1 protein-coding gene is annotated in these 1,936 nt (G+C 49.9%); it reads left to right on the top strand.

What is annotated here, in order from left to right:
- On the top strand, positions 1 to 1,936 hold a 1,936-nt coding region (locus VGA08_00530; GenBank protein ID HEX9679092.1), incomplete at both ends, for a hypothetical protein.

The raw sequence follows: 1,936 nt of genomic DNA, 5'->3' as shown, positions 1-1,936 counted from the left end.
TTTTTTGGAAAACACGGTTGACAAAGACGGCTGTAACGCCAATAACGCCGGCTGTCAGTGGTACAGCCAGAGCCGGGATTTGGCCGGCGACTGGCAAGCCAGCGATAAAATTTACCTCAACCGGCAGGCTGAAGCCTGCTCCAGCGAATTTGCCGGCTGTAGTCAATATAAAAAGATTACTAACACTGTTGGCAATTTAACGACCAGCCAGGTTTTAAACGCGGTTTTGGCTGATCCCGCCCGGATCGCTGATTATTCCGATTACGGCCAGGCGGCGGATATTTATCTTAACGGCAATGCCGCTGTCTGCAGTCAGCGGGAGGTTGGTTGTGATATTTATACCCCGATTAACGGCGATCCGGTGGTCACGGCCGTTGGCCAGGCCCGGGATGTTTGTCCGGTGGAGTGCGTTGGCTATCAAAGTTACAAACAGGCCGGGACTTATCTGGAAGAAGAAAAATTCCCGGTTTATTTTATCGCTGAAACCGCGGTTCAGTGCACCGCCGCCCAGGCCGGCTGTGATGAGTTTACCAATCTGGACACAGTGGCCGCCGGCGGCGAGGGCGTTGAGTATTATCAATATTTAAGGCAGTGCCAGAAACCAAGCCCGGTTAATTTGGACTGCGGCAGTTATTTCACCTGGCAGGGGTCAGACACCACCGGATTTCAGTTAATTGCCTATAACTTGAAGGCGCTTAATCCTGACGGCGGCGGCGCGCCGTTCACGACCAACGGCAGTACCGATTGTCAGGATCCAAACAATCCGGACTGCCGCGAGTTTTTTGACCAGGCCGGCAATGTTTATTACCGGGACTATAAAGCAACCGTTACCTGCTCTGAAGACTGCCATCCTTACCGCAAGACCGCTTCCACTGAAACTGACTGTCTGAATTCCAACGGCTCCTGGAGCGTGGTTCAACAGCAGTGCGTTTATAGCGCTATTCCAACGCAAGGCCTGACCTGCGACGCTTCAGCTTCCGGCTGTCGGGCGTATATTGGCAACGCCGGCAGTAATGTCGCCCAGATTATGACAGATGATTTTGAGGACGGCAACACCGCCGGCTGGAGCAACGGGACCATTAGCACTGAATCAATTAAATTTGGCGGCCGGTCAATGAAATTCAGCGCCAGTAATCAATATCAGCTGGGCAGTCGGCTTAATCAAAACAGCGCTTACACTTTGTCTTTTTGGTTTAAAAACAGCGTTTCAGCCGTTACTTCAATTGATGTCCGGGTTGGTCAAAACTTAAATAATCCAGACCGAAGCGCCGATCGGCTAATCGGCTCGTTCACGACTTACACCGCCGAGTGGAATATTTACAATTTAGGGCCGCTGATTTTGGACCGTGCGCCGACAACCGACGACCGGCTGATTTTGGTGGTTGGCGGGACCAATGATGTCTTTATTGATAACATTATTTTAAAAGAAGTCCGGCAGAATTTATATTTAATTAAAAATTCCTGGAAGACGCCGTCAAGCTGTGAAACCGATCCGCCGCTGACCGGCGGAACGGCGGTGTCGTCAATGCTGGGCTGTCAGGCTTATCAAAACAGACAGGGGCAGACCAATTTCTTTAAATCATTTTCCCAGCTGTGTACTGAAGATAAAGTCGGCTGTGAAGAACTGATTGAAACCAAAAATTCGGAGTCGCCATATCAGCAGATTTTCAATCCGGGAGCGTCGGCCATAACTGTTCCCCAGGACAGCCTGGCTTATGTTGTGAATAATCCAAACAATTATTGCCCGCGAGAAGAGAAGGGCTGTCGGGCTCTGGGACTGCCGACAGTTGATATTGATGATAATGTTATCGCTTACAGCGATGTTTATTATAAATCAGATCCTGAAAAATATAATCAAATCCTTTGCCAGGAGCAGTTCCTGGGTTGTCAGGAATATTCCAAAGAAGGCGGCCTGGTTTATTTCAAAGACCCCGGC

Source organism: Candidatus Saccharimonadales bacterium (genome assembly GCA_036397795.1).
In the GTDB taxonomy this organism is placed as follows: domain Bacteria; phylum Patescibacteriota; class Saccharimonadia; order Saccharimonadales; family DASWIF01; genus DASWIF01.
Note: the sequence above shows the minus strand (reverse complement) of the source record. Positions and strands in the feature narration are given on the sequence as shown.